We start from the raw sequence: 19032 nt of genomic DNA, 5'->3' as shown, positions 1-19032 counted from the left end.
TTCAGTTCCTCCTCCAGCGCCGCCATGTCGTTGTTGGCATAGCGGAAACGCTTGGCCTTGGAGAGGCGCACGCCGTCGATGATCGAGGCATGGTTGAGCGCGTCGGAGATGATCGCGTCCTCTTCGCCGAGCAGCGTCTCGAACAGGCCACCATTGGCATCGAAACAGGAGGAATAGAGGATCGTATCTTCCATCCCGAGGAAGGAGGAGATGCGCGCCTCAAGTGCCTTATGCTCCTCCTGCGTGCCGCAGATGAAACGCACCGAGGCCATGCCGTAGCCGTAGCGGTCGAGCGCCTTTTTGCCGGCTTCGGCGAGTTCCTCGTTGTCGGCAAGGCCGAGATAGTTGTTGGCGCAGAAGTTGAGCACCCGGTCGCCCGAGGCGACCTCGATTTCGCCCGCCTGCTTCGACGTGATGACACGCTCGGACTTGTAAAGCCCGGCCGTCTTCAGGCCCTCGAGTTCGGAACGAAGATGAGACAGAAAGGCTGAAGTCATGGCCGCTCTCGCTGTAAAATAACATCGCGTGCCTGACGAGTACCATGACAGCTTGTGACTTGCAGCAAAATCCCACGCTCTCCGGGATCGAGCGCGAAAACGACAGGGCGTTTCACGGCAGCATGGCGAGGCGGACATATTGTGTCGCAAGCATTGAGGCAAGCGACGCTTTCTTTCGGGCCGCGGCAGCCGTTGCCTGCTTCCCTCGCGCCGCCGACGCGGCGCGGAAGAATCTTGTGCGGCCCGCCTGCCCCCTCACCCCTCCAAATACCCGTCGATCACCGCCAGGAACGCTTCGCCGTAGCGTTCGCGCTTGCTTTCGCCGATGCCGGGGATGTCGAGCAACGCGTCGAAGTCGCGCGGACGTTCCTTGGCGAGCGCGATCAAGGTCGCGTCGGGGAAGACGACATAGGGTGGGACGTTCAGGTCCTTGGCGATCGAGAAGCGCTCGGCGCGCAGCAGTTCGAAGAGTTCGAGATCGGAGCCGGCAAGGTCGGCGCGCTCGCGCTGCGAGCCCGACTTTGCACCCCGCGCGGCCTTGCCGGAGGTCGGACGGTCCTTGCGGAAAAACACCTGGCGTTCGCGCTTGAAGACGGCGCGCGCCTCCGGTTCCAGCTTCATCGCGCCGAAGGCCGTGTGATCGACGCTGATCAGCCCGGTCGCCAGCAACTGCCGGAAGACCGATTGCCAGGTGCGGGCCGGAAGATCCTTGCCGGCGCCGAAGACCGGCATATCGACATGGCCGAAGCGCTCGGTCTTCTCGTTGACCGTCCCAATCAGCACATCGATCACATGGCCGGTGCCGAAGCGCTCGCCGGTGCGATAGACGGCCGCCAGCGCCTTGATCGCGGCTTCCGTTCCGTCCCAGGTCTCGACCGGTTTCAGGCAGGTGTCGCAATGGCCGCAGCGCCCGGGATGGGCTTCGCCGAAATGTGCGAGGATCGCCTGGCGGCGGCAGCCGGCGGTCTCGCAAATCGCGAGCAGTGCATTGAGCTTGCTGCGCTCGATGCGCTTGATGTCGTCGGCCGCCCCGCCCTCGTCGATCATGCGGCGACGTTGCAGCACGTCGGCCATGCCATAGGCCATCCAGACCTCCGACGGCTGGCCGTCGCGCCCGGCGCGCCCGGTCTCCTGGTAATAGGCCTCCACCGATCCCGGCAGATCGAGATGGGCGACATAGCGCACGTCGGGCTTGTCGATGCCCATGCCGAAGGCGACGGTCGCGACGAGGCAGAGGCTCTCCTCTTTCAAAAACGCGTCCTGATGCTTGTCCCTGAGCGTCCGGTCCATACCGGCATGATAGGGCAGCGCCCGGATGCCCTGGGCGTTCAGCCACTCGGCCGTATCCTCGACCTTCGCCCGCGACAGGCAGTAGACGATGCCGGACGAACCCTTGAAGCGCGAAAGGAAGCGCAGCAATTGCTGGCGCGGCTGGTCGCGCTCGACGATTTCATAGGCGATGTTCGGCCGGTCGAAGCTGGTGGTGAAGACCTTGGCGTTGGTCAGCGCCAGCCGTTCGACGATGTCGTCGCGCGTGTGCGGATCGGCAGTCGCCGTCAAGGCGATGCGCGGCACGCCGGGATAACGCTCCGCCAGCAACCCGAGCGCGCGGTACTCCGGGCGAAAATCATGGCCCCATTGCGAAACGCAATGGGCCTCGTCGATGGCGAACAGCGCGAGGCGGGCATCGCCGAGGAGATCGGCGAAGCCGTCGGTGACGATCCGCTCCGGCGTCACATAAAGAAGGTCGAGCGTGCCGTCGTAGATCTGCCGCCGCACGGCGATCGCTTCCTCGCGGGTCAGCGACGAATTGAGGGCCGCGGCATTGACGCCGAGCTGCCTCAGCGCCTCCACCTGATCGCGCATCAGCGCAATCAAAGGCGAGACGACGATGCCGAGCCCCGGACGGCAGAGCGCCGGGATCTGGAAGCAGAGCGATTTTCCGGCTCCGGTCGGAAAGAGAACGACGGCATCGCCGCCGCCGGTCACATGCTCGACCACTTCCTGCTGTTTGCCGCGAAAGGCGGAATAGCCATAGACGCGCTTCAGCACATCGAGCGGCGCCGGGCCGGCGTCGTCGAAGAGATGGCTGGCAGCGCTTGCGGCGCGCTTCGCCCTTTCGACAAACTCCATCACGTCTCCTTCACGGGAATCACTGCCTGCAATCATCGCAGGATGCGACCGCAATGCCATAGCCGTCAGGGCAAATGAAGAGAACGCTGCGATAATCCCGCGCGATCAGCAGGCTTTCCAAGGTCGGGGATTGAGCCTTTGGCAGCTTGACCTTGACGACGCACCGGTACTTTAGTGGCTCGCAAAAATCAGGAAGTCATCATGGCGAACATTTTAGCGGCGAGCGGCGGCGTCAAGCAGATCATCTGCATCAACTGGGGTACGAAGTACGGCGCTCCGTTCATCAACCGGCTTTATGCCATGGTGGCGCGCAACATCACCCCGCCCTTCACCTTCACCTGTTTCACCGACAGTTTCGAAGGGCTGCGCCCGGAAATTCTCTGCGAAGACCTGCCGCCGCTCAACATCGCGGACATGCCCACGAACACGCCGGGCATCTGGCAGAAGTCGCGGCTGTGGGGACCGAAGCTCGGTAACCTCAAAGGCCCGGTTCTCTTTCTCGACCTCGACCTCGTCATCGTCGGATCGCTCGATTCCTTCTTCGAGCTCGGCGAACCCGATGACGTGATACTTGCCAGAAACCAGACGACACCCTTCGAGCGCCTTGGCCAGACCTCGCTGTTCCGCTTCCCGGTGGGAAAGCTCGTGCCGCTGCAGCAGAAATTTGGCGCCAATCCGCAGGCGATTGCCGACGAATACCGCTTCGAGCAGCGTTTCGTCACGCGCAATGCGCCCGGTGGCGTGAAGCTCTTCCCAAGGCGCTGGGTCCTGCATTTTAGGCAGGACTGCCATTGGACCTTCCCGCTCAACTATTTCTTCGCACCGCGCCTGCCGGCCGATGCGCGCGTGGTGCTTTTCCCGCGCAGCCTGCTGCCGCAACATGCGATCGATGGGCAATATGGCTACCGCGGCCGCGTCGACACGCCGCTCGGACATATTCGCCGCCTGTTCAACGGCGACCGCCGTGAGAAGAACCCGTTCCGTTACCTGCGCCACTATATCCGCCCTGCTCCCTGGGTGGCCGAACATTGGCGCGAATAGTCGGCATTCCGTTAAGATCGGACCGGGTTTTGGCGAGGCGGCGCAGCTTTTTGGATTAACGCGCCGCCGGCCCCTTCACGCGGCCGGAAAGCACCCCGAATCCCTCGATGATCGCTTCCTGGTTCTCGAGCCGCGTCACTTCGAGCTGCACTTCCTGAAGCGTGCGCAGCAGTTGCGGCACCGCCTCGAGGTCGCCCTCCTCCGTCGCGTGCGCAAGCTCGCGCTCGAGTTCACGTCGCTGCCAGTGCAGCGCCTTGGACCGCTGGTGCAGGGCCAGGGCCTGCAGATAGCCTTCGCGGGCATCTTCGGGTGCGGCCGCCGTCGTCGCGGTCCAGAGCCGCGCATAGCGGATCTGTTGGTCGATCGCGCCGATCAGCGGACCAAAGCCTTCCGCCTCCAATTGCTCGATCAGGCCTTCGCGCGTCAGGCGCGGCCCGTGCGCGGCGGCGGCATTCAGCACCGCCGCCCAGCAGCGCTGCAAATCGCGATGGTCGAACTCGATCGTCGAGATCTCGTCATACTCGTCGAACAGCAGTTGCGGGTGGTTGACGATGGTGAGTGCCAGCACGCTTTCCCGCAGCAGCGGCGCAATCTGCTGCCCGCTGACGAGAGAGGACCGCGCCAGCCGATCGGAAATCGCCGTGGGTCCGGCCGCATTCGGCCCTCTTGGCCCGCCGGCGCCGCGCGGCCCGCCGCCTTGCCGGCCGCCACGCTCGAAGGGACGCCGCTCGCCCCGCCCCGGTCCTGACGATTGCAGGAAGGCGTTCAGACGGTCCCGCATGTCCTGGCCATAGTGGCGGCGCACGCTTTCGTCGGCGATGACGGCAGTCACCTGCTTCAATCGCGCTTCGAGCTCGGCGCGTTTTTCCGGCGTGTCGAAAGATCCGCCCTGGATCTCGCGGTGCCAGACCATGTCGGCAAGCGACCGTGCATTGGCGAGCACCTTGTCGAAGGGCGCGCGGCCCTCGTGACGCACCAGATCGTCCGGGTCCTTACCGTCAGGCAGCATGGCGAAGCGCACCGAGCGGCCGGGCTTCAGATGCGGCAGCGCCAGGTCGACGCCGCGGTTGCGGGCGCGGATGCCGGCGCCATCGCCGTCAAAGCAGAGCACCGGCTGCGACGTCATCTTCCAGAGCAGGTCGAGCTGGTTTTCGGTCAAGGCCGTGCCGAGCGGCGCGACCGCGTTCTCGACGCCCGCCTGATGCAGCGCGATCACGTCCATGTAGCCTTCGACGGCGATGATCGTTCCGGCGGCATCGTCAGGCCCGGCATCCCCCAGGCGCGAAGCGCCTTGCGCCGCGCGGCGGGCGCGGGCGAAATTGTAGAGCACATTGCCCTTGTGGAAGAGCTCGGTCTCGTTCGAGTTCAGGTATTTCGCCGGCGCATCCGGCGACATGGCGCGGCCGCCGAAGGCGATGACCTTCTCGCGGGACGACAGGATCGGAAACATGATGCGGTCGCGGAAACGATCGTAGGAAACAGGCACGTCGGGCCCATGCACCACGAGGCCGCAAGCCTCGATCTGCTCCTTGCCGACGCCCTTGCCGGCCAGAAATTCCTTGAGCGCATTGCGGCTGTCGGGCGCGTAGCCGAGACGGAAGGTCTCGATCGTGCGGCCCGTCAACCCGCGCTCGCGCAGATAGGCGCGCGCCTTGGCGCCGTTGGCGGTCTGGAGTTGGTCCTCGAAAAACTGCGTCGCCAGTTCCATGACGTCGAGAAGGCTGGTGCGCTCCTTCTCCCGCCGCTCGGCCTGCGGGTCGGGTTGCGGCATCGCAACGCCCGCCATGTCGGCGATCTGCTGCACGGCTTCCGGGAAGCTCAAGCCTTCGAGATCGGTGAGGAAGCGAAAATGATCACCGGAAACGCCGCAGCCGAAACAATGGTAGCGGCCCTTGCGGTCCTCGCAGTGGAAGCTCGGCGACTTCTCCCCGTGAAAAGGGCAGCAGGCCCAATAGTCCCCACGCGAAACATTGGTCTTGCGCCGGTCCCAGCTGACGCGCTTGGCGATCACGTCCGAAATCGGCACGCGATCGCGTATCTCGTCAAGGAAGGACTGTGAAAAGCGCATCAATACCTCTGGATCGCAGCGAGCCTGGTGCGATCCAGGTTCATCGCGATGGATTGCGGAAGCGGACGGGTCGCAGACAAGGCATCCTACGCTCGCCCACGCGCGATCGCCCATATAAGCAGCATGACGCGAGGAAGCTATCGCTTCCACCCGCCTTTCACGCAATTCACAGATCAAGCGATCGCCGACGACGGCGAGAAAGCGTGCCCGCCCCTTTCGAGACGGGCCTGCTACATGTCTCCTTTAATCGTAACCGGTTAAAGGACAAAGACATGCAGCAATTCAAAGTGCTACAGCGACCTTTGCGCATCTGATAAGACGCGCGGCGCTGTAGGATTACTTCAGCAGTTCCTTCACCAGGCCGGAAGCCTTGGCGAAGTCCATCTGGCCGGGATAGCGCTCCTTGAGCACGTTCATGCACTTGCCCATATCGCGCAGGCCCTGCGCGCCGGTTTCCTGGATGACAGCGGCGCAGAGCTCGCGAACCTTTTCTTCCGGCAACTGGGCCGGAAGGAACTGGTTGATGATGCCGATTTCCTGGCGCTCCTGCTCGGCAAGCTCCGGCCGGCCGCCTTCGTCGTAGATGCGGGCCGACTCCTCGCGCTGCTTGATCATCTTGGCGAGGATCTGCAGGATTTCGTCATTGCCGACAGGGTCCTTGCCCTGGCCGCGATTGGCGATGTCCCGATCCTTGATCGCCGCCTGGATCAGCCGCACGGTCGAGGTACGCCGTGCGTCCTTGGCTTTCAGGGCTTCCTTCAGTGCGTCAGCGAACTGGTCGCGCATGTCCATACTCCATGTCGAAACCGGCCCGCGGTGCTCTGCCCGGAACCGGTTCGAAACCATCATTGTTGTCGTCGTCTTAAACCAGTGTGACAGGCGCAATCAAACGGAATACGCAACCGATTGAATTATAAGGAATTTTATTTCCTGACAATTCACAGCGGCCGGTTGACCCGGATGGTAGCTTTGGGTATTTTCCCGCACCTGCACGACATCGGCATGAGAGCACTTTCCGCGGGGTTTCCGCGCGTCCATGCCTGAGCACATGAAAATGGCGATCGACTGCCGGGCTTTCAAGCCCCGCGCTTCACGCCGCAACGGGATAGGAACGATGACCGCGACACCCGCATGGACCACTGAAAAACCAACTGCGCTGCTCGTTCTGGCCGACGGCACCGTGATCGAAGGCAAGGGCATCGGCGCCACCGGCAAGGTGCAGGCGGAAGTCTGCTTCAACACGGCACTCACCGGCTACCAGGAAATCCTGACGGACCCCTCCTATCTCGGCCAGATCGTCACCTTCACCTTCCCGCATATCGGCAACATCGGCGCCAATGACGAGGATATCGAAGACCTGACGCCGGCAGCCCGCCACGGCGCGGTCGGCGTCATCTTCAAGGCCGACATCACCGAACCGTCCAACTACCGCGCCGCCAAGCACCTCGACGCCTGGCTGAAGGCGCGCGGCATTATCGGCCTCTGCGGCATCGACACCCGCGCGCTCACCGCCTGGATCCGCGAGAACGGCATGCCGAACGCCGTCATCGCCCACGACCCCGCAGGCGTCTTCGACATCGAAACGCTGAAGGCCGAAGCCAAGGCCTGGAGCGGCCTCGAAGGCCTCGACCTCGCCAAGGTCGCGACCTCGGGTCAGTCCTCGCGCTGGGACGAGAAGCCCTGGGTCTGGAACGAAGGCTATTCGACGCTCGGCGAAACCGATGCGGCCTACCACATCGTCGCGCTCGACTACGGCGTGAAGCGCAACATCCTGCGCCTCTTTGCCGGCCTCAACGCCCGCGTCACCGTCATGCCGGCCTCGGCCAGCGCCGACGAAGTGCTGGCGCAGAAGCCCGACGGCATCTTCCTCTCCAACGGCCCGGGCGACCCGGCAGCAACCGGGGAATATGCCGTGCCCGTCATCAAGGACCTCCTGAAGACCGATGTCCCGGTCTTCGGCATCTGCCTCGGACACCAGATGCTGGCACTTGCCCTCGGCGGCAAGACCGAAAAGATGCACCAGGGCCACCACGGCGCCAACCACCCGGTCAAGGATCACACCACCGGCAAGGTCGAGATCGTCTCGATGAACCACGGCTTCGCGGTGGATTCGAAGTCTCTGCCGGATGGCGTTGAAGAGACTCACATTTCGCTCTTCGACGGTACCAACTGCGGCCTGCGCGTCGCGGGCAAGCCGGTCTTCTCCGTCCAGCATCACCCGGAAGCCTCGCCCGGTCCGCAGGACAGCCACTACCTCTTCCGCCGCTTCATGAACCTCGTACGCGAGAAGAAGGGCGAACCGGCACTCGCCGAGCGCTGAGAATAGCAAGATAAGAAGCAACAAGGCCCGCCTCGCGCGGGCTTTTTCTTACCGACAAACCCCTCACACACCAGCGAGCCGGTCGGCGATGAAATCGACAACGGCCCTGACCGAGGGCAGCTGGCCGCGCCGATGCGGCATCAGCAATGTCGTCGTCACTGCCCCAGCCTGCCAATCGGGCAGCACCCGCACGAGGCTGCCATCGTCGATCTCGGCGCGGCAGAGCTTGCGTGGCAGCGCCGTGATGCCGAGGCCTGAGAGCGCCGCCTCGAGCAGCACGCGGGATTCGTCCGCGACGAAGCGTTGTTCGGGCTTCACCGAGACGGCGGTGCCGTCCTCCCGCCGAAGCGTCCAGCCGTCGTTTGCGAGCGACGTGAGCAAGCCGTCATGGGCCTTGAGATCGTCGGGTTCGGCAGGCATGCCCCGACGGGCGAGATAATCGGGCGCGGCGACCAGCCAGATGACGTCCATTGCCACCCGCCGCTGGACGAGACCGGAATCGGGCAAAGGCGAGAAATGGTCGCGCACCGCGATATCGAAGCCTTCCTGAATGAGTTCGACGAAGCGGTCGGTCGCGTGCAGCACCACCCGCATCTTGGGATAGGCCAGCGCGAGTTGTGGTAGGAGCTCCGCCAGCGTGATCTGTGCCGTCGGCACCGAGGCGGTGATGCGCACCGTTCCGCTCGGTTCCGCAAGCCTTCCCTTGACCACCGCCTCCGCCGCTTCCGCTTCGATCAGCATCGCCGCAGCGTGCCGATAGAAATCCTCGCCGATCTCAGTCACGGTGAAACGCCTGGACGTGCGGTTGATGAGCCGTACGCCGAGCGTCTTTTCGAGTTCCGCGACGCGCTTGCTGAGCGTCGACTTCGGCACGTTGAGCACGCGCGCCGCCGGCGCGAAGCCCTTGTGGTCGACGACATGGGCGAAAACGATGAAATCGTTGAGATTGCGCATCCTGGCTCGCCTCCTGTCCATAGGCGTGGACGATATATCCACGACGGCGCCAGATCTGCAACGTCGTCCACAGAACCTGCAATGGTCATTAGGTCGGCCGGAATATCTTCGACAGAAGATCGACCAAGAAATGAATCTGTTTTCAGCGATTTAGCCGGCTGACTTGAATCGGATTGCGCGCGTCTTGAATCAAAACACCAACGAGAAAGGGCCCGCCGGAGACGGCAGGCCCTCTGTTTGTCTCGGCGTCAGCTCAGCTTACTTGCAGGCTGCGCAGAAGCGCTGGATGCGGCGGCAAGCCTCTTCGAGCTGGGCTTCCGAGGTTGCGTAGGAGATGCGGAAGTTCGGGCCGAGACCGAAGGCCGAACCATGCACGACGGCGACGCCTTCGGCTTCCAGCAGTTCGGAGACGAAGTCTTCGTCCGTCTCGATGACCTTGCCCGACGGCGCGGTCTTGCCGATCAGGCCGGCACAGGACGGGTAGACGTAGAAGGCACCTTCCGGCGTCGGGCAGGAAATGCCCTTGGCCTGGTTCAGCATCGACACCACGAGATCGCGGCGGCCTTCGAAGACCTTCTTGTTCTGGGGGATGAAGTCCTGCGTGCCGTTCAGCGCCTCGACGGCGGCCCATTGCGCGATCGAGGTGGCGCCCGAGGTCTGCTGGCCCTGGATCATGTCCATCGCCTTGATGAGCTGCAGCGGGCCGGCTGCGTAGCCGATGCGCCAGCCGGTCATGGCATAGGCCTTGGAGACGCCGTTCATGGTCAGCGTGCGGTCATAGAGGCCCGGCTCGACTTCGACCGGGGTCGCGAACTTGAAGTCGCCATAGGTCAGGTGCTCGTACATGTCGTCGGTCAGCACCCAGACATGCGGATGCTTCATCAGCACGTCGGTCAGCGCCTTGAGTTCCGCATGGCTGTAGGCAGCGCCCGACGGGTTGGACGGCGAGTTGAAGACGAACCACTTGGTCTTCGGCGTGATCGCCTTTTCGAGATCCTCGGCCTTGAGCTTGAAGTTGTTTTCCTGCTTGGTCGAGACGAAGACCGGCGTGCCGCCGCAGAGCGCCACCATTTCCGGGTAGGAAACCCAGTAGGGCGCGGGGATGACGACTTCATCGCCCGCGTTCAGCGTCGCCATGAAGGCGTTGAAAAGAATCTGCTTTCCGCCGGTGCCGACGATCGTCTGGGCAGCCGTGTAGTCGAGGTTGTTCTCGCGCTTGAACTTCCTGGCGATCGCTTCGCGCAGTTCCGGAATGCCGGAGACCGGCGTGTACTTCGTCTCGCCGCGGTTGATCGCGTCGATCGCGGCCTTCTTGATATTGTCGGGCGTATCGAAGTCCGGCTCCCCGGCGCCAAGGCCGATCACATCGCGGCCTTTCGCTTTCAGCTCACGGGCTTTCTGCGAAACGGCGATGGTGGCGGAAGGCTTTACACGGGAAAGGGCATCGGCAAGGAAGGCCATGGGTGAAGGTCCTGATCGTTTCGAGACGAGGTGATCGCTACGGAACGTAAAAAGCCAGGCTCCATAGCGGTTAGGTCTATGTCGAAAGACGCCCGGTCTTGCAAGCGCCGGAACGGCAAAAACGCCGGAAACGCGGGCAAAAAGCGTCACCATGACAAAGTTTCATGAGTGCCATCAGCACCATCAATCGCGCGCCTAGGCCGCGAACGATGCCCGGGCGTGCGCCGACGGCAGCGAAAAACGGAATTATGGCGACCGTTTGAACGACCACGAAACGTATCAGTCCGAAACGGTTGGTGATCGCGATTTATTCAAAAGAATCAGCGCAATCCCGCAATTTTTCAAATGCCATAATTTAGCCATCACAACTGTCGCGGAACGCCGCAATTCCGTCCCGCAACAGCCGGTTTCCGGGCCTCTTCTTCGATCATCCGAACACATTCGCATCACGGGGGTTGTGCAATGTTTCTCGACGACGAAATCGCCTCATTGAAGACCGGACGGAATGAAGCGCGCTGGGGCATGTATCTGGCGATCGCAGCGCTCGCCGCCTGCATCCTGATGCTTGTCGGCCTGATGACCCAGGCTGCCGCGCAAACGCCAGACGCCAAACCCCAGCAGATGGCAGGCTATGTTCGCCCCAACGATCTGGGCACCGGCGCCCTGCTCTTCCCGTCGAAGGAACCCGGCTATTTCGTCGAGGCGCCGCGGCTGGCGACGGACGTGACGATCGACGTCAACGGCCCGATCATGCGTACCCGCGTGACCCAGCGCTTCGAGAACCCCAGCAAGGGCTGGATCGAAGGCACCTATGTCTTCCCGCTTCCCGAGGACTCAGCCGTCGATACGCTGAAGATGCAGATCGGCGACCGCTTCATCGAGGGCCAGATAAAGCCGCGCCAGGCCGCCAAGGAAATCTACGAGCAGGCAAAGGCCGAGGGCAAGAAGGCGGCACTGCTGGAACAGCAGCGCCCGAACATCTTCACCAACCAGGTCGCCAATATCGGCCCCGGCGAAACAGTCATCATGCAGATCGAGTATCAGAGCGCGGTCCGCCAGTCGAACGGGCTTTATTCCCTGCGCTTCCCGATGGTCGTGGCACCCCGCTACAACCCGCAGCCGATCGTTCAGACCGTCGATCTCGACAGCCGTACCGGTTATGCCGTCAGCGACCCGGTCCCCGATCGCGAAAAGATCGAGGCTCCGGTTCTCGACCCCAAGGAAAACGCCAAGGTCAACCCCGTCACGCTGACAGTCAATCTCAAGGCAGGCTTCCCGCTCGGCGAGGTGACATCCGCCTACCACGACGTCGATATCGCCAACCTCGACGATCTCAGCCGCCGCGTGACGTTGAAGGGCGACAGTGTTCCAGCCGACCGCGACTTCGAGCTCACCTGGAAGGCAATCGAGGGCAAGAGCCCCTATGCCGGCCTCTTCCGCGAGACGGTGGGCAACAAGACCTATCTGCTCTCCTTCGTGACGCCGCCAGCCGCCGCAAGCGAGGCCGGTGCCAAGCCGGTCAGGCGCGAGATCATCTTCGTCATCGACAATTCCGGCTCCATGGCCGGTCCCTCGATGGAGCAGGCCAAGGAGAGCCTGGCGCTGGCGATCTCGAGGCTGAAGCCCGAGGACCGCTTCAACGTCATTCGCTTCGACGACACGATGACCGTGCATTTCCCTGATCTCGTCGAGGCAACGCCGGACAAGCGCGAGGATGCAATCGCCTATGTCCGAGGCCTGACCGCCGACGGTGGGACGGAAATGCTGCCGGCGCTCGAAGCGGCGCTGCGCAGCCAGGGTCCGGTCCAGGCCGGCGCCCTTCGCCAGGTCGTCTTCCTGACCGACGGCGCGATCGGCAACGAGACGCAGCTCTTCGACGAGATCCAGAAGAACCGGGGCGACGCCCGTGTCTTTACCGTCGGCATCGGCTCGGCCCCGAACAGCCATTTCATGACCAAGGCGGCCGAATACGGCCGCGGCAGCTTCACGCTGATCGGTTCGGAAAACCAGGTGGCCGAGCGCATGGGCGAGCTCTTCAACAAGCTCGAAAGCCCTGCGATGACCGATATCTCCGCGAGCTTCGAGGGCGCATCGGCAAGCGACATCACGCCGAACCCGATGCCCGATCTCTACCGCGGCGAACCGGTGGTGCTGACGGCCGAACTCGACGGCGCCGCGCCTAAGGGCAAGCTGCAGATCCTCGGCAAGGCCGGCGACCAGTCCTGGCGGGTCGAGATGGACATCGCCAAGGCCTCGACCGGTCAGGGCATCGCCAAGCTCTGGGCGCGTCGCAAGATCGATGATCTCGAGGCAAGCGCCGCTTCGATTGCCGGCCCCGCCACGCTCGACAAGCGGATCGAGACCGTAGCACTCGCCCACCACCTCGTTTCGCGCGTCACCAGCCTCGTCGCGGTCGATGCGACGCCGTCGCGCCCGGCCGGCGAGCCGCAGGTCGAAACGAAGCTGCCTCTCAACCTTCCGGCCGGCTGGGACTTCGGCAAGGTCTTTGGTGAGGAGCCCGCTGGGAGTACCCCCGGCAAGATTGACGAACGCGATGCCGCGGCCGAAAGCCGGACCAAGCTTGCCATGGCGACGGCAGACCGCATGCTGGCGGCACCAACGGCGCGTGCAGCGGGCCTGATCGCCGAGGCCAACAATCAGGTAAATCTTCCGCAGACGGCAACGGAAGCGGACAAGCAGATCCTGATCGGCCTGATGCTGTTGGCTTTCGCCCTCCTCGCCGGCACGGCGTTCGCCTTCTGGCGCGCGCCGATTGCCGCCGTCGTGCTTGCGGGAGTGCGCCGTCGTGGCCGCTGACAACCAAAAGCCCGAACCTCGCCCGGGCTTTCTCGCCCGACTCTCGGCGGTCGAAACGATCGTGCTCGCGGTGATCGCCCTCATTGCCCTTGCCGGCCTGATGCTGGTCGGCAAGGGCTTCTACATGAAGGCCAAGGCCGAAGTCTCCCAGGTGCTTTTGAAGCGCACCTTCGAGGCGCAACTGCACGGCAACCCGGATGGCAAGCCCTGGCCTTGGGCCGACTTCCAGACGACGGCTGAAATCACCGCACCTCGATTGAACCGTTCCGCGATCGTGCTCGAAGGCGCCAGCGGCGAGGCGCTCGCCTTCGGCCCCGCCTGGCTGACGACGACACCCCTGCCCGGCGACGAAGGCACCTCCGTCATCGCCGCCCACCGCGACACGCATTTCCGATGGCTGAAGGACCTCAACCCCGGCGATCTCCTGGTGCTGACACGCAAGGATGGCCGGCGCTTCCTGTTCCGGGCCGGCGAGAGCCGCGTCGCCCGCTGGGACGAAAGCGGCATCAACGCATCGGCCAGCGGACACCACCTGGCGCTCGCCACCTGCTGGCCCTTCGATGCGATCGAACAGGGGCCGATGCGCTACATCGTCAATGCCGCTCTCATCGGCGAGCAACGGCCTGTGCCGCTGACGACGGGCTCGATCTCGAAATAAACCGCTTTTGATCGGATGTGACTTGAACCGCTTCGCCTCCCGCCCCAGCTTGCCTGTTGAACGAATCGGCCCGGAGAAGCGGAATGCGGCGAGCGGATGCAGATGCAGAAGCGTCGAAACACTTGGGCAAGCGGCGGCGCATCCCGGCGCTCGCGGTGCTCGCCGCTCTCGCCACGATTGTCGCGCCTTCCGGCGCCCGCTCCCAGGAGGCGCGTGAATTCCCGAGCCAGCACGGCACCCTGCGGGTCGAAACCCTGGCGACCGGCCTCGAACACCCCTGGGCCGTCGAAGCGCTTCCCGGCGGCGGCCTGATCGTCAGCGAGCGTCCCGGCCGGCTGAGGATCCTGCGCGACGGCAAGCTGTCGAAACCCCTGAAGGGCGTGCCCGAGGTCGCCGAGCGTGGCCAGGGCGGCCTGCTCGACATCGCCCTCGACCCCGGTTTCGCAAAGAACAGGACGCTCTATCTGACCTTGGCCGCCAACGGCAAAGGCGGCTATGGCACCGCCGTCGTGCGGGCAAAACTGGCCGATGACGAGAGCGGTCTTGCCGACGTCAAGGAACTCTTCCGGATGAAGAAATTCACCCGCAAGGGACAGCATTTCGGTTCCCGTATCGCAATCGCAGCCGACGGCAGCCTGTTCTTCGGCATCGGCGACCGCGGCGAAGGCGATCGCGCCCAGGACCCGCGCGATCATGCCGGCGCCATCCTGCACATCAATGCCGACGGCAGCATTCCCGGATCGAACCCCTATCGCGGCGGCACCGGGGGACTGGCGGAGATCTGGTCGAAGGGCCACCGCAATCCCCAGGGCATCGCCTTCGACCCGAAGGACGGCACGCTGCTGACCGTCGAGCACGGCGCGCGCGGCGGCGACGAGGTCAACAATCCGCAGGCCGGCCACAACTACGGCTGGCCAATCATCACCTACGGCAAGGACTATTCCGGCGCCGAGATTGGCGAAGGCACCGCGAAGGAAGGCCTCGATCAGCCGCTCTTCTATTGGGATCCCTCGATCGCCCCCGGCGCGCTTGCCGTCTATCGCGGCAAGATGTTTCCTGAGTGGGATGGTGACCTCTTGGTCGCCGCGCTGAAGTACCAGCTTCTCGCCCGCCTGGAGCGTGACGACAGCGGCGCCATCGGCTCCGAAGAGCGGTTGTTCGACGGAGAGTTCGGCCGCATCCGCGACGTCGTCGTCGCGCCGGACGGTGCATTGCTGATGGTGACCGACGAGGAGGACGGCGCCGTTCTGCGGGTCTCCAAGGGCGCGACGCAATAGAAATTCGGGCCTTCGCTCCCGCGTCACGACAGCCGGTCGCGAAACTCCCTGCGGAACATGAACTTCAGCCCGGACCAGACGGCATCGACCGCGCAGACCTTCACGTCGACGAGACCGAGTGGCAGGAAGACGTCGCGCAGCACATCCTCCGTCAAGGTCGTCGACACCTTCGCTGCCTTCTTCGGCCAGGAAATCCAGAGCATGCCGTCAGGCCTCAGCCGGGCCGCAACCTCCGGCGCCAGGTCATCCAATCGGGACCTCTGCGTCTCGAACACATGGATATAGTCGTAGCTGCACCCGGCGGCCCGACTGATCGAGCTTTCGCGGGTCGAGAAGCCGGAAAAGTCCGTGATTTCGCCGAGCCCGAGTGGAACACCAAGGAGCAGCGCCGCCTGCCCTGTTTTCAAGCCGAGCTTGCGGGCAAGCGGGGTGCCGGAATATCCGCTGTCAATCATCGCCATCTCCGAGCGCGCCATGAACGTCGACGATGAGCCTTGCCCGCCCAGAACGCAACTGCTAGACGGCGGCCTGTCCGAGGAGAGAACGACATGCCCCGCATTCAGGCCAATCTGCTGCTGTTGATATCAGGTGCGATCTGGGGCGCCGGCTTCGTCGCGCAGTCGACGGCCATGGATGCGATCAGCCCGCTGTGGTTCATCACGCTTCGTTTTGCGATCGCGACAGTGGTTGCGATGCCCTTCGCCGTCATCGAAACGAGGCGCGCGGCCGAGCCGCTGCGGCTGAAGACCGTGCGCAATTTCATCTTCATCGGCCTCGCGCTTTTTGCCGGCGCAACGACCCAGCAGTTCGGCCTTCTCGACACCAGCGTCACCAATTCCGGGTTCCTGACCGGGCTCTATGTCGTCTTCGTCCCCGTGCTGACGGTTGTCTTCCTCCGCCGCAAACCGCATTGGGTCATCTGGCCAGGCGCGCTGATGGCTCTCCTCGGCATCTTCCTATTGAGCGGCGGCACCCTGTCGGCATTGACCGGCGGCGATTACCTGACGATCCTGTGCGCCCTCTGCTGGGCGGTGCAGTTGCTGCTCGTCGGTCTCTTCGCGCCCAGCAGCGGCCGGCCGATGTTGCTCTCGATGACGCAGTTCGCCGTCTGCGCGGTGCTCGGTTTCCTCTTCGCGATGAAGACGGGGCCGCTGAGCCTTGCGGCTGTGGAAGGCGCGCTCTTCGAAATCCTCTATGCCGGCATATTCTCCAGCGGCCTCGCCTTCATCCTGCAGGTGGTGGGCCAGCGCTACACCACGGCACCGCAGGCGGCCATCTTCCTTTCGAGCGAGGCGCTTTTTGCCGCCCTGTTCGGCGTTCTCCTGCTCGGCGAAGTCATCACCCCGATCGGCTATGCCGGCTGCGCCATCATCTTCGCAGCAATGCTTGCGGTCGAGATCATACCCGAACTGACCAGAAATCGCCGCGCGGAAGCCGCCGCCTGAAACCGCACATTGTGGCCGCAACCGACACTGCGCCATGAACTATATCAGCGGCCGGCCCAACGTCGGGGCGATGCTTTACTTACTATTGGTACCGGACCATCAGGTCGTTGCTTCGGCGGAGCGCGAGGCACGTCGCAATCGACCGGCCCAACTCAACACCTGTAGATTTTCTGCAAGATTCTTGCGTAAATGCCGTACGACGCGAGAAGCATCAAATATATCAGAGAGTTGCGAATACCGGCCTGAGCCGGCGTTCAATGAGCCTCCTTGCGGCTGCATCCAAAATCAGCAAAAACCCACTCAATTTTGCGGCACACATTTTCAAAAAGCTGTGATTTCAACAGCTTGCGATATATCTTGAAGGAGGGGCAACAACTGCGGAAATGACCGAATCTTGAGCAATGACAAGACGCAATACCACGCCTGAAAAGTTTTGCTTGCCAATTCAAAATAAACCCATCACTCTTACTCTGTTCGGGCAATCTGCGAACACGGGAAGATCTTGAAATAAAAGCGGGCCGGAGACGCAAAACTCCGGGCGGCCAGACCGGGGAGACGCATGAAAATGCAACTTCTCCAATGGCTGGCTGCGGTAACAGGACCCTTTCCTCAGACGTCGAGAACTGCCTGCCAACGCCCAATCGGGCAAACTGCAATGCCGCCCGTCCGTCAAGCGGGTGGAGAGAAAAGGACCTGACGCATGGCCGAAACTGGCACTGTAAAATTCTTCAACACCGACAAGGGCTTTGGTTTCATCAAGCCTGACAACGGTGGTGCAGATATCTTCGTACACATTTCCGCAGTCCAGGCTTCCGGCCTGAACGGTCTGACGGAAAACCAGAAGGTGAGCTTCGACACCGAACCGGATCGCCGCGGCAAGGGCCCGAAGGCGGTCAACCTGCAGATCGCCGGCTGACGCCGACATCTGCTGACAGATTCACAGTTGAGGCCCGGCAGACTTGCCGGGTTTTTTTTGTTCAGGCTCGGTTCATGGTAGCGGCATTAACCTCCCCCTCATCATGAAATCCGGATTGATCCGGTCCATGCGATAGGATTTGAAGCCCATGAACAAGTTCATCAAAGCAGCCGTTCTCTCGGTCGCCGCCGCCGCCATGGTCATCCCGACCTTCGGTGTTGCCCAAGCAACCCACCGGCATCACGACAACAGCGATGCGTGGGCGGCAGGCGCAGCGGGCCTCGTCGCCGGCACGCTGATCGGCGGCGCGATCGCCTCGCAGCCGCGCTCCTACGGCGGTTACGGCGACCGCGTCTATATCGATCCGGAACCCGAATATTACGAGCCGCGGCCGGTCTACCGCGCCCGCCCGGTCTATCGTGAGGTTTATCGTCCGGTCGCCGTCGAGACCTATGGCGTCGAGCCCTGGACGCCGGCATGGTACCGCTATTGCTCGCAGCGCTACCGCTCGTTCGATCCGGACAGCGGCACGTTCATCGGCTATGACGGCCGCAGCCATCTCTGCCGCTGAGTGAGGTCAGCCTACAGCGCCGCGCGTCTTATGAGACGCGCAAAGGTCTCTGTAGGACTTTGATTTGCTGCATGTCTTCGCCCTTGAATCGAGGTCGATTAAGGAGACATGCAGTAGAACTTGAAAAGCACATGTCTCGCCCGAGGCATGTGCTTTTTCATGCATGTAAACGCAAACGCGGTGTCAGAGCCCGCGCAGATAAGGGTTGGTGCGGCGTTCCTCGCCGATCTGGCCACCGGGGCCATGGCCGCAGATGAAGCCGACATTGTCGCCGAGCGGCAGGATCTTGTTACGGATGGAATCGAGCAATTGCTGGTGATTGCCGCCCGGCAGGTCGGTGCGTCCGATCGAGCCATGGAACAGAACGTCGCCGACATGGACGAAATTCTGTGCCCGGTTGTAGTAGACGACATGACCGGGTGCGTGGCCGGGGCAATGCAGGACCTCGAAGACATGATCGCCGAAGGAAACGGTATCGCCCTCTTCGAGCCAGCGATCCGGAATGACGTTCTGGACCTTCATCGCCAGTCCAAAACGCTCGGCCTGGCTCTCGAGCCGTTCGAGCAACGGCAGGTCGTCCTTGTGCGGGCCGATGATTTCGAGTCCGAGCGCATCCTTCAATTCCTTGGCCCCGCCGGCGTGGTCGATGTGGCCATGGGTGATCCAGATCGCCTTCAGCGTAATGCCGTTCTCGCGAACCGTCTGCAGGATGATATCGACATCGCCACCTGGATCGACGACCACGCCCTCCTTTGTTTCACTGTCGAACAGCACCGTGCAATTCTGCTCGAAATGGGTAACTGGAATGATGCCCGCCTGTAACATGCGCGTCTGCCTCTATAGGATCTGTTGTTCTTCCTATAACGGCAATTGG

Annotated in this window: 16 protein-coding genes; 8 read left to right on the top strand and 8 right to left on the bottom strand. The window is 63.1% G+C overall.

From position 1 onward, the window contains the following. Both AC0C6X_RS28800 and recQ read right to left on the bottom strand, forming a co-directional pair. The coding region (locus AC0C6X_RS28800) for an aminotransferase class I/II-fold pyridoxal phosphate-dependent enzyme (RefSeq protein WP_472956437.1) at positions 1-497 on the bottom strand (497 nt) is incomplete at its 3' end. Between the two features lie 255 nt (positions 498-752). Next, entirely contained in the window at positions 753-2630 is a 1878-nt protein-coding gene (recQ, locus tag AC0C6X_RS28795) for a DNA helicase RecQ (RefSeq protein WP_173517355.1), read from the bottom strand. Between the two features lie 201 nt (positions 2631-2831). On the opposite strand from recQ, the gene AC0C6X_RS28790 reads away from it, so the two are divergent. Next, a complete protein-coding gene (locus AC0C6X_RS28790) occupies positions 2832-3671 on the top strand; it encodes a glycosyl transferase (RefSeq protein WP_472956436.1) in 840 nt (279 codons plus the stop codon). Between the two features lie 55 nt (positions 3672-3726). Here the strand turns inward: AC0C6X_RS28790 and dnaG are convergent, their stop codons facing one another. Continuing rightward, a complete protein-coding gene (gene dnaG, locus AC0C6X_RS28785; RefSeq protein ID WP_472956435.1) occupies positions 3727-5739 on the bottom strand; it encodes a DNA primase in 2013 nt (670 codons plus the stop codon). A gap of 336 nt (positions 5740-6075) precedes the next feature. After that, positions 6076-6525 carry a GatB/YqeY domain-containing protein gene (locus AC0C6X_RS28780; RefSeq protein ID WP_173517357.1) on the bottom strand — a complete coding sequence of 150 codons (450 nt, stop codon included), beginning with the start codon at positions 6523-6525 and terminating at the stop codon, positions 6076-6078. 328 nt (positions 6526-6853) lie between these two features. On the opposite strand from AC0C6X_RS28780, the gene carA reads away from it, so the two are divergent. Beyond that, positions 6854-8059, top strand: coding sequence for a glutamine-hydrolyzing carbamoyl-phosphate synthase small subunit (gene carA / locus AC0C6X_RS28775; RefSeq protein ID WP_173517358.1), 1206 nt, complete (start codon positions 6854-6856; stop codon positions 8057-8059). 63 nt (positions 8060-8122) lie between these two features. Here the strand turns inward: carA and AC0C6X_RS28770 are convergent, their stop codons facing one another. Further along, a complete protein-coding gene (locus tag AC0C6X_RS28770) occupies positions 8123-9013 on the bottom strand; it encodes a LysR substrate-binding domain-containing protein (RefSeq protein WP_247958509.1) in 891 nt (296 codons plus the stop codon). A gap of 258 nt (positions 9014-9271) precedes the next feature. Then, positions 9272-10474 carry a pyridoxal phosphate-dependent aminotransferase gene (locus AC0C6X_RS28765; RefSeq protein WP_173517361.1) on the bottom strand — a complete coding sequence of 401 codons (1203 nt, stop codon included), beginning with the start codon at positions 10472-10474 and terminating at the stop codon, positions 9272-9274. A gap of 462 nt (positions 10475-10936) precedes the next feature. Between AC0C6X_RS28765 and AC0C6X_RS28760 the strand changes: the two genes are divergently transcribed. The 3 genes from AC0C6X_RS28760 (at position 10937) to AC0C6X_RS28750 (ending at position 15226) form a co-directional block, all read left to right on the top strand. After that, positions 10937-13291 (top strand): marine proteobacterial sortase target protein, encoded by a 2355-nt coding sequence (locus AC0C6X_RS28760; protein ID WP_472956434.1) that lies wholly within the window; start codon positions 10937-10939, stop codon positions 13289-13291. After that, positions 13281-13949 (top strand): class GN sortase, encoded by a 669-nt coding sequence (locus AC0C6X_RS28755; protein WP_472956432.1) that lies wholly within the window; start codon positions 13281-13283, stop codon positions 13947-13949. The genes AC0C6X_RS28760 and AC0C6X_RS28755 overlap by 11 nt, the downstream gene beginning before the upstream one ends. Positions 13950-14032: 83 nt before the next feature. Further along, complete coding sequence (locus tag AC0C6X_RS28750) at positions 14033-15226, top strand: PQQ-dependent sugar dehydrogenase (protein ID WP_472956431.1); 1194 nt, start codon at positions 14033-14035, stop codon at positions 15224-15226. A 23-nt stretch (positions 15227-15249) separates the two neighbouring features. Here the strand turns inward: AC0C6X_RS28750 and AC0C6X_RS28745 are convergent, their stop codons facing one another. Next, positions 15250-15681, bottom strand: a complete 432-nt coding sequence (locus AC0C6X_RS28745) for a hypothetical protein (RefSeq protein WP_472956429.1) — start codon at positions 15679-15681, stop codon at positions 15250-15252. 93 nt (positions 15682-15774) lie between these two features. On the opposite strand from AC0C6X_RS28745, the gene AC0C6X_RS28740 reads away from it, so the two are divergent. The 3 genes from AC0C6X_RS28740 (at position 15775) to AC0C6X_RS28730 (ending at position 18158) form a co-directional block, all read left to right on the top strand. Then, the gene (locus AC0C6X_RS28740) at positions 15775-16671 is read left to right on the top strand and encodes a DMT family transporter (protein ID WP_173517365.1); all 897 of its coding nucleotides are present in this window, start codon (positions 15775-15777) and stop codon (positions 16669-16671) included. A gap of 700 nt (positions 16672-17371) precedes the next feature. After that, positions 17372-17587, top strand: a complete 216-nt coding sequence (locus AC0C6X_RS28735) for a cold-shock protein (RefSeq protein WP_057253168.1) — start codon at positions 17372-17374, stop codon at positions 17585-17587. 148 nt (positions 17588-17735) lie between these two features. Then, positions 17736-18158: a BA14K family protein gene (locus AC0C6X_RS28730; protein WP_173517366.1), complete on the top strand. Its 423-nt coding sequence runs from the start codon at positions 17736-17738 to the stop codon at positions 18156-18158. Between the two features lie 183 nt (positions 18159-18341). Here the strand turns inward: AC0C6X_RS28730 and AC0C6X_RS28725 are convergent, their stop codons facing one another. Beyond that, on the bottom strand, positions 18342-18983 hold the full coding sequence (locus tag AC0C6X_RS28725; protein WP_173517367.1) for an MBL fold metallo-hydrolase: 642 nt from the start codon (positions 18981-18983) through the stop codon (positions 18342-18344). Positions 18984-19032 lie beyond the last annotated feature (49 nt).

The organism is Ensifer sp. VA4, from assembly GCF_055710065.1.
This window is presented reverse-complemented; position numbering and strand designations above follow the sequence as displayed.

Coding starts and splice junctions, on each gene's coding strand:
- AC0C6X_RS28730 (WP_173517366.1), top strand. CDS start 17,736: ATGAACAAGTTCATCAAAGCAGCCGTTCTCTCGGTCGCCGCCGCCGCC.
- AC0C6X_RS28745 (WP_472956429.1), bottom strand. CDS start 15,681: ATGATTGACAGCGGATATTCCGGCACCCCGCTTGCCCGCAAGCTCGGC.
- AC0C6X_RS28735 (WP_057253168.1), top strand. CDS start 17,372: ATGGCCGAAACTGGCACTGTAAAATTCTTCAACACCGACAAGGGCTTT.
- AC0C6X_RS28780 (WP_173517357.1), bottom strand. CDS start 6,525: ATGCGCGACCAGTTCGCTGACGCACTGAAGGAAGCCCTGAAAGCCAAG.
- AC0C6X_RS28750 (WP_472956431.1), top strand. CDS start 14,033: ATGCGGCGAGCGGATGCAGATGCAGAAGCGTCGAAACACTTGGGCAAG.
- AC0C6X_RS28740 (WP_173517365.1), top strand. CDS start 15,775: ATGCCCCGCATTCAGGCCAATCTGCTGCTGTTGATATCAGGTGCGATC.
- AC0C6X_RS28725 (WP_173517367.1), bottom strand. CDS start 18,983: ATGTTACAGGCGGGCATCATTCCAGTTACCCATTTCGAGCAGAATTGC.
- dnaG (WP_472956435.1), bottom strand. CDS start 5,739: ATGCGCTTTTCACAGTCCTTCCTTGACGAGATACGCGATCGCGTGCCG.
- recQ (WP_173517355.1), bottom strand. CDS start 2,630: ATGGAGTTTGTCGAAAGGGCGAAGCGCGCCGCAAGCGCTGCCAGCCAT.
- AC0C6X_RS28770 (WP_247958509.1), bottom strand. CDS start 9,013: ATGCGCAATCTCAACGATTTCATCGTTTTCGCCCATGTCGTCGACCAC.
- AC0C6X_RS28790 (WP_472956436.1), top strand. CDS start 2,832: ATGGCGAACATTTTAGCGGCGAGCGGCGGCGTCAAGCAGATCATCTGC.
- carA (WP_173517358.1), top strand. CDS start 6,854: ATGACCGCGACACCCGCATGGACCACTGAAAAACCAACTGCGCTGCTC.
- AC0C6X_RS28765 (WP_173517361.1), bottom strand. CDS start 10,474: ATGGCCTTCCTTGCCGATGCCCTTTCCCGTGTAAAGCCTTCCGCCACC.
- AC0C6X_RS28760 (WP_472956434.1), top strand. CDS start 10,937: ATGTTTCTCGACGACGAAATCGCCTCATTGAAGACCGGACGGAATGAA.